This is a genomic window from Stenotrophomonas sp. AGC87 (genome assembly GCF_057333975.1).
The window spans coordinates 4,973-11,658 of record NZ_JBHFHW010000034.1; the positions used below are offsets into that span (position 1 = coordinate 4,973).

10 protein-coding genes are annotated in these 6,686 nt (G+C 64.6%); 6 read left to right on the forward strand and 4 right to left on the reverse strand.

The features are described from left to right. Positions 1–575: 575 nt before the first annotated feature. The 4 genes from rplI to ACE026_RS14145 form a co-directional block, all read right to left on the reverse strand. Positions 576–1,028 carry a 50S ribosomal protein L9 gene (gene rplI / locus ACE026_RS14130; protein ID WP_123729653.1) on the reverse strand — a complete coding sequence of 151 codons (453 nt, stop codon included), beginning with the start codon at positions 1,026–1,028 and terminating at the stop codon, positions 576–578. Between the two features lie 156 nt (positions 1,029–1,184). Then, positions 1,185–1,415 carry a 30S ribosomal protein S18 gene (gene rpsR / locus ACE026_RS14135; RefSeq protein WP_002804494.1) on the reverse strand — a complete coding sequence of 77 codons (231 nt, stop codon included), beginning with the start codon at positions 1,413–1,415 and terminating at the stop codon, positions 1,185–1,187. A gap of 11 nt (positions 1,416–1,426) precedes the next feature. Continuing rightward, on the reverse strand, positions 1,427–1,867 hold the full coding sequence (gene rpsF / locus ACE026_RS14140) for a 30S ribosomal protein S6 (protein WP_088434172.1): 441 nt from the start codon (positions 1,865–1,867) through the stop codon (positions 1,427–1,429). Positions 1,868–2,034: 167 nt separating this feature from the next. Continuing rightward, positions 2,035–2,373, reverse strand: coding sequence for a HesB/IscA family protein (locus tag ACE026_RS14145; protein WP_486039470.1), 339 nt, complete (start codon positions 2,371–2,373; stop codon positions 2,035–2,037). 184 nt (positions 2,374–2,557) lie between these two features. Between ACE026_RS14145 and asnS the strand changes: the two genes are divergently transcribed. The 6 genes from asnS (at position 2,558) to ACE026_RS14175 (ending at position 6,599) form a co-directional block, all read left to right on the forward strand. Further along, positions 2,558–3,952 (forward strand): asparagine--tRNA ligase, encoded by a 1,395-nt coding sequence (gene asnS / locus ACE026_RS14150; RefSeq protein ID WP_019184350.1) that lies wholly within the window; start codon positions 2,558–2,560, stop codon positions 3,950–3,952. Between the two features lie 23 nt (positions 3,953–3,975). Beyond that, positions 3,976–4,281, forward strand: a complete 306-nt coding sequence (locus ACE026_RS14155) for a hypothetical protein (protein ID WP_102787980.1) — start codon at positions 3,976–3,978, stop codon at positions 4,279–4,281. Next, positions 4,278–4,592, forward strand: a complete 315-nt coding sequence (locus ACE026_RS14160; RefSeq protein WP_046273331.1) for a hypothetical protein — start codon at positions 4,278–4,280, stop codon at positions 4,590–4,592. Before ACE026_RS14155 ends, ACE026_RS14160 begins: the two co-directional genes overlap by 4 nt. A 6-nt stretch (positions 4,593–4,598) precedes the next feature. Next, the gene (locus ACE026_RS14165; RefSeq protein ID WP_486039471.1) at positions 4,599–5,309 is read left to right on the forward strand and encodes an FMN-binding negative transcriptional regulator; all 711 of its coding nucleotides are present in this window, start codon (positions 4,599–4,601) and stop codon (positions 5,307–5,309) included. Between the two features lie 75 nt (positions 5,310–5,384). Further along, positions 5,385–6,047, forward strand: a complete 663-nt coding sequence (gene can / locus ACE026_RS14170; protein WP_346462673.1) for a carbonate dehydratase — start codon at positions 5,385–5,387, stop codon at positions 6,045–6,047. A 24-nt stretch (positions 6,048–6,071) separates the two neighbouring features. Then, positions 6,072–6,599 carry a 3-hydroxyanthranilate 3,4-dioxygenase gene (locus tag ACE026_RS14175; RefSeq protein WP_486039472.1) on the forward strand — a complete coding sequence of 176 codons (528 nt, stop codon included), beginning with the start codon at positions 6,072–6,074 and terminating at the stop codon, positions 6,597–6,599. The last annotated feature ends 87 nt before the right edge of the window (positions 6,600–6,686 follow it).

Sequence of the window (6,686 nt, forward strand, 5' to 3'; positions counted from 1 at the left end):
CCGTGAACCCGTCCATGGGGGCTCATAAGGCGCCATCCATGGCGCCTTATGGCCCCGCCACCCCACCCACGCCATCCCGTAGACACATGGCTGGTGTGCAGGCTGAAAGCCAAGGCATGGCAGCCTTGGATTGACCTGGCCTGGCCTGACCCGAGCGGAATGACTCAAATCGAGCTGAGCCGCCATCGTCTGTGCGTCGGAACGGCGCGGGAGAGCCACGCCATGCGTGGCTGGGGGACTGAAGCTCCTCCAGCAACACAGTTGCTACCTGGGGATCTGGATCCGGAACATGCCGACTGGGGCACCGCCCACCACAGCCAGCGGGAGCCAGCTCTTCCAACCGCCCGGACTGGATACTTGGCTGGAGGGTGCCGGGGGGCCTGGGCCGGGACCGTAATGCGCCATGGATGGCGCATTTCGAGCCCCCATGGACGGGTTTACGGCGGGTCCCGGCCCAGGCTACCCGGCGCCCTCCCACCGATGTCATCAAGGCGCCAAGCCGTTGCCGTTGCCACAAACAAAAACGGGCACCCTCGCGGGCGCCCGTTTCAGTGACTCCAGCCTTTCGGCGGGGATCAGGCCTTTTCGGCTTCCACAACCACCTTGACGGTGGTTTCCACGTCGGCGTGCAGGTGAACAGTCACCTCGTACTCGCCCACGTTGCGGAACGCGCCTTCGCCCAGGATCACTTCGCTCTTTTCCAGCGGCAGGCCGGCAGCGGTGAAGGCTTCGGCGATATCGCGCGGGCCAACCGAACCGTACAGCTTGCCTTCGGTCGAAGCGTTCGCAGCGATCGTGACGCTCTTGCCTTCCAGCTTCGCCTTGCGGGCTTCGGCGTCAGCGTGGATCGACTGGGCCTTGGCTTCGTAATCAGCGCGCTTGGCTTCGAACTCAGCCACGTTGGTCGCGGTGGCCGGAACGGCCTTGCCGGTCGGGACGAGGAAGTTGCGGCCGTAGCCCGGCTTCACGTCGACCAGATCGCCCAGACCGCCGAGGTTGGTGACCTTCTGAAGAAGAATCAGCTTCATGGTGTAGCTCCAAATATGTATTCGTTAGCGAGGCTCAGGCCCCGCAGCGGATGGCTGTCCGAATATCCGAACGGCGAATCCTTAACACCGCCCGACGCTTTACAGCGCGGGCGGCCGGATCCGCGAAAGCGGCGACCGGAAGGCCGCCTGCCTTCATCAGACGTCGTGGTTGTCGGTGTACGGAATCAGGGCCAGGAAACGGGCGCGCTTGACGGCCGTTGCCAGCTGGCGCTGGTACTTCGACTTGGTACCGGTCACGCGGCTCGGCACGATCTTGCCGTTCTCGGTGAGGTACTGGCGCAGGGTGTTGAGATCCTTGTAATCGATCTCCTTGACACCTTCGGCCGTGAACTTGCAGAACTTGCGACGACGGAAGAACTTGGACATGTCAGTGCTCCTTAAGCGGCCGAAGCGGCGTCATCGCCGGCATCGGTGTCAGCGGCGGCGGGGGTGGTTTCACCTTCTTCGTCATCACGACGACGACGCTCGCCACGCTCGGGCTTGTCACCCTTCTCGTCCTTGCTCTTCATGATCAGCGACTGCTCGGTGTCAGCTTCGTCACGCTTGATGACGAGGTTGCGCAGCACGGCGTCGTTGAAGCGGAAGCTTTCCACCAGCTCGCTCAGCACGGCCTGGTCGCACTCGATGTTGAGCATGACGTAGTGGGCCTTCACCAGGTTCTGGATCGGGTAAGCCAGCTGACGACGGCCCCAATCTTCCAGACGGTGGATGGTGCCGTTGCCGTTCTCGACCAGCGCCTTGTAGCGCTCGATCATGGCCGGGACCTGTTCGCTCTGGTCCGGATGGACCAGGAACACGACTTCGTAATGACGACTCATGTGTTTTTACCTTTCGGATGTGGCCCTTTGAGGGCCGGACAGCCCCCCGCAGGTGAACGCGGTGGGGCAAGGGTCCTGCCCGGAATCAGGCAGGAAGCCGCGCATTGTGGCAGCAGAAGGGGTTGCAGGCAAGCCGGGCGGGCTGAACAGGCCCGGCGCGCGGGCAATCAGGCCTTGTCGGCCTCGGTCGTGAAGCTCTCGCCGCAGCCGCATTCGGCGGTCGCGTTCGGGTTCCTGAACGTGAAGGTCTCGCTCAGCCCGTGCTTGCCGAAGTCGATCTCGGTGCCGTCCACCAGCTCCAGGCTGGTGGCATCCACATAGATGCGGACCCCATCCTGCTCGAAAACGGTGTCGCCTTCGCGCTCATCGCGGGCCAGATCGGTGATGTGCCCCCAGCCGGAACAACCGGTGCGGGTCACGCCGAAACGCAGGCCCAGCGCACCAGGGGTCTGCTCGACGAACTTGCGCACACGGGCAAAGGCAACAGGGGTAAGGCTTACGGCCATGACGGGCAACTCCAGCGGATCGTGATCATTATAGAGGGTATGGCGCGGCCCGGCCTCGGCGGCCGCAGCTGCGGTTCACACGGCGCGCAGCCCCGGGGGACGCGAGAAATGCCTCGCAAGCCGAACACCGCACCCGTTAAACTCCGTGTTCAGAGATCGAGTCGATCAACAGAGGATTCAAGTCATGACGGTGGTCAGCGTTGAACATGCGCTTGCCGGGAAGATCCCGGAAGGCGGCGAGGCAACAGTACGCGGATGGGTCCGCACGGTGCGCGGCTCTGCGGCGCTTGCCTTCGTCAATGTCACCGATGGCTCCTGCTTCGCCCCCATCCAGGTGGTGGCCAATGACACCCTGGCCAATTTCGACGACATCAAGAGCCTGACCCCGGGCTGCTCGGTGATCGCCCGCGGCACCCTGGTCAAATCCCAGGGCAAGGGCCAGTCCTTCGAGATCCAGGCCAGCGACATCGAGATCGTCGGTCTGGTCGAAGACCCGCTGACCTACCCGATCCAGCCCAAGCCGATGAGCCCGGAGTTCCTGCGCGAAGTGGCGCACCTGCGCCCGCGCACGAACCTGTTCGGTGCGGTCACCCGCATCCGCAACTGCCTGGCCCAGGCCGTGCACCGCTTCTTCCACCAGAACGGCTTCAACTGGATCAGCACCCCGATCGTGACCACCTCCGATGCCGAAGGTGCCGGCCAGATGTTCCGGGTCTCGACCCTGGACATGGCCAACCTGCCGCGCAACGAAAAGGGCGAGGTGGATTTCAGCCGCGATTTCTTCGGCAAGGAGACCTTCCTGACCGTGTCCGGCCAGCTGAACGTCGAGGCCTACTGCCTGGCGCTGAGCAAGGTCTACACCTTCGGCCCGACCTTCCGCGCCGAGAACTCCAACACCACCCGCCATCTGGCGGAGTTCTGGATGATCGAGCCGGAAATCGCCTTCGCCGATCTGGCCGAAGACGCGCGCCTGGCCGAGCAGTTCCTGAAGTACCTGTTCCGCGCGGTGCTCGATGAGCGCGGCGATGACCTGGCCTTCCTGGCCGAGCGCGTGGACAAGAACGCGATCACCAAGCTGGAAGGCTTCATCAACGCCCCGTTCGAGCAGATCGATTACACCGAAGCGGTGAAGCTGCTGCAGAACTCGGGCAAGAAGTTCGACTTCCCGGTCGAATGGGGCCTGGACCTGCAGACCGAGCACGAGCGCTGGCTGACCGAAGAACACATCGGCCGCCCGGTGGTGGTGACCAACTACCCCGAGCACATCAAGGCGTTCTACATGCGCCTGAACGACGACGGCAAGACCGTCGCGGCGATGGACGTGCTGGCCCCGGGCATCGGCGAGATCATCGGCGGCAGCCAGCGCGAAGAGCGCCTGGATGTGTTGGATGCACGCATGGCGCAGTTCGGCCTGGATCCGGCGCACTACGGCTGGTACCGCGATTTCCGCCGCTACGGTTCGGTGCCGCACGCCGGTTTCGGCCTGGGCTTCGAGCGCCTGGTGGTCTACGTCTGTGGGCTGAGCAACATCCGCGACGCGATCCCCTACCCGCGCGCACCGGGCAGCGCCGAATTCTGATCGACCTACGGAGGCACTGAACCATGACCCTGTTCTTCGCGCTGTGTTTCGTCGGCGTGGCGATCGCCGGGTTCAGTGCCTTCGTGATCTTCTGGCCGCTGACCCTGGTCCACATCCGCGACCGCCACCCGGCGCTGGCGGATCGTTTCGGCACGGGCGCATTTCTGCGCCCGGATGCGCTGCGCTGGCTGCTCGGCCGTGACTATCGCCAGAGCACCGACCGCTCGCTGACCGGCCTGGCCGCGCCGGCCTGGCTTTCCCTGCTTACGCTTCTTGCTGGACTGGGCATGGCTGCCTTGCTCTGGCTGCTTTCGATGGTAATCACATGAACGACGACACTTCCCACCACGACGAGTGGTTCCTGGCCAGCCTCGGCAACACCCTGATCTGGGCCCGCCTGCGCGTACGCCCGGCCGGCACCGCCGAGGTACTGGACAGCGACGGCAACACGCTGAGCTATGACAGCGAAGACACCGCGCGCTCGCAGCTGTTCGACGCCGAGTTCGTCGCCTACGACGGTCTGGATGAAGAAGACGCCCTGGTGCGCGGCTTCTCGCTGCATGAAGTGCAGCCGCCACAGGCCGACAGCGATGACGCATTGCACGGCCGCATGATCCAGAGCCTGGGCGCCCGCGCGTAACCGACGATGTTCATCCCGTCCGCCTTCGTCGAGACCGACCTGATCTGGCTGGACCGGCTGCTGGCGCGCGATGCGTTCATCACCTTGGTCACGACCGGGGCCGACGGCCTGCCGCAGGCCACACGGATGCCGGTGCTGTACCGGCGCGATGCCGACGGCATCCTGATCGAAGGCCACTGGGCCAAGCCCAACCCGCAGGCGGGCCACGCCGGCCCTGCATTGATGCTGGTGCACGGCCCACACGCCTACGTATCGCCGGGGTGGTACCCGGACAACGCCGTCAGGAACGGCGTTGGACAGCCGAAGGCTGGCCCGCAGGGTGAGCCCCAGGGACGGGGTGAACACAAGGAAGCACAGGCACGCGTCCCGACCTGGAACTACGCCGCTGCGGAACTGCGCGGGGTGCTGGAACCGACCACCGATCCGAACACATTGATCGCCATGCTGGACGGCCTGAGCGCGCACTATGAAGCACAGGTCGGTGGTGACTGGGACCTGCTGCCGATCGAGCCGCGCCAACAGCGCATGCTCGCCGGCATCGTCGGTTTCCGCTTCCGCCCGGCGCAGGTGCAGATCAAACTCAAGCTCAGCCAGAACCACCCCGAGGCCAACCAGACCAGCGTGATCGACGCGCTGTCTGCACTGGACGCCCCGGCATCACGCGAGCTGGCGCAGTGGATGCGCTGGCGCCGCGAGGGCGGCATTGCCGCCGACTGACCTTCCCCACTCCTGCGACGACGCGGCCACCCTGGCCGCGCCTTGCCCCCACCCGACGTCAGGGACCCCCGCACGATGAAAGACATCCACAAGCTGCTGCAGAACAACCGCGAATGGGCGGACCGGATCGAGAAAGAAGACCCGGAGTTCTTCCACCAGCTGGCCAAGCAGCAGCACCCGGAATACCTGTGGATCGGCTGTTCCGATTCGCGCGTGCCGGCCAACCAGATCATCGGCATGGCGCCGGGTGAGGTGTTCGTGCACCGCAACGTGGCCAACGTGGTGGTGCATACCGATCTGAACTGCCTGAGCGTGATCCAGTACGCCGTGGATCAGCTGAAAGTGAAGCACATCCTGATCGTGGGCCATTACGGCTGCGGCGGCGTGCACGCCAGCTTGAACAACACGCGCGTGGGCCTGGCCGACAACTGGCTGCGCCATGTCGGCGATGTGGCGCAGAAACATTCGGCGATCATGGAGGCGATCGAGGATCCGGCGCTGAAGCATGCGCGCCTGTGCGAGTTGAACGTGATCGAGCAGGTGGTCAACGCCTGCCGCTCGACGATCGTGCAGGACGCTTGGGCACGCGGCCAGAAGCTGATGGTGCACGGCTGGGTATACAGCCTGAAGGACGGCCGGGTGCGCGAGATGGGCATTGACGTGGGCGCACCGGAAGACCTGCAGCCGGCCTACGAAAAGGCGTTGTCCTACGTGCCGCGCCACGGTCGGCGCGACTGATTCTTCCTTTTACGGACAGCGCCCATGCTTGCCTCTCCCATCAATCTGCTCGGCTGGATCGAAGAAAACCGGCATCTGCTGAAGCCGCCGGTCGGCAACAAGATGATCGAGAACGGCGATTTCATCGTGATGGTGGTCGGCGGCCCGAACAGCCGCACGGATTTCCATTACGACGAGGGGCCGGAGTGGTTCTATCAGCTGGAAGGGGAGATGACGCTGAAGGTGCAGGAGGATGGCGCGGTGCGCGACATTCCGATCCGCGCGGGCGAAATTTTCCTGTTGCCGGGCGGCGTGCCACATTCGCCGCGCCGCCCGCCGGGCGGTGTGGGTCTGGTGGTGGAGCGCAAGCGGTTGGCGCATGAGCGCGATGGGTTGATGTGGTTCTGCGAGCGGTGCAATCACAAGTTGTACGAGGAGTTTTTTGCGCTGGAGAACATCGAGACGGATCTGCCGAAGGTGTTCGATCGCTATCACTCGTCATTGGCGTTGCGCACGTGCGATGCGTGCGGGCACGTGGATCCGTTGCCTGCGAAGGTTGCTGTTGAGGGGTGATGGTTCGCCAGCTTGAGAGCTTGGAAGCTTGGAAGCCGGCCGTTAGGTGGGCTGGGAGTGGGGGGGGGGGGGGGGGGGGGGGGGGGG

Bases quoted from the DNA above. Each gene is read 5' to 3' on its own strand.
- rpsF (WP_088434172.1), bottom strand. From the start codon at position 1,867: ATGAGTCGTCATTACGAAGTCGTGTTCCTGGTCCATCCGGACCAGAGC.
- ACE026_RS14145 (WP_486039470.1), bottom strand. From the start codon at position 2,373: ATGGCCGTAAGCCTTACCCCTGTTGCCTTTGCCCGTGTGCGCAAGTTC.
- can (WP_346462673.1), top strand. From the start codon at position 5,385: ATGAAAGACATCCACAAGCTGCTGCAGAACAACCGCGAATGGGCGGAC.
- ACE026_RS14175 (WP_486039472.1), top strand. From the start codon at position 6,072: ATGCTTGCCTCTCCCATCAATCTGCTCGGCTGGATCGAAGAAAACCGG.
- ACE026_RS14165 (WP_486039471.1), top strand. From the start codon at position 4,599: ATGTTCATCCCGTCCGCCTTCGTCGAGACCGACCTGATCTGGCTGGAC.
- rplI (WP_123729653.1), bottom strand. From the start codon at position 1,028: ATGAAGCTGATTCTTCTTCAGAAGGTCACCAACCTCGGCGGTCTGGGC.
- rpsR (WP_002804494.1), bottom strand. From the start codon at position 1,415: ATGTCCAAGTTCTTCCGTCGTCGCAAGTTCTGCAAGTTCACGGCCGAA.
- ACE026_RS14155 (WP_102787980.1), top strand. From the start codon at position 3,976: ATGACCCTGTTCTTCGCGCTGTGTTTCGTCGGCGTGGCGATCGCCGGG.
- asnS (WP_019184350.1), top strand. From the start codon at position 2,558: ATGACGGTGGTCAGCGTTGAACATGCGCTTGCCGGGAAGATCCCGGAA.
- ACE026_RS14160 (WP_046273331.1), top strand. From the start codon at position 4,278: ATGAACGACGACACTTCCCACCACGACGAGTGGTTCCTGGCCAGCCTC.